Consider the following 334-nt stretch of genomic DNA (forward strand, 5'->3'; position numbering starts at 1 on the left):
TATTTTTCAACCTAATCTTTTTTGTAGTTCTTCAATTGCAATATTCTTTTCACGGGATTTACCCACACGTATTGCATCACAAAGTGCCATATATTCATAGAAAACGCTATCCTTTAGACAAGCCTCCGGACTGTTTACGTGAAGTGGTTCTATTGCCTGACCTCTTACTGTTCCTTTGGAGTAGGGCCATACGTATGAATCCTTACTCTGAATTTCCCTATTTAAAGGTTCTGCAGAATGTGCTGTAGGCAATCCCCGGACTATAGAGCCGGGCTGCTGTGGGTAAACGTAAGGCAAACCGAACTTTAGAAAATCCAGCAAGGCAGATTTTAAC

Annotated in this window: 1 pseudogene; it reads right to left on the bottom strand. The window is 41.3% G+C overall.

Features of this window, described 5'->3' with window-relative positions:
- Positions 1–6 precede the first annotated feature (6 nt).
- Positions 7–334, bottom strand: a pseudogene (locus tag HC176_RS19765) (hypothetical protein); the annotation flags it as partial.

The organism is Tamlana crocina (assembly GCF_012037625.1).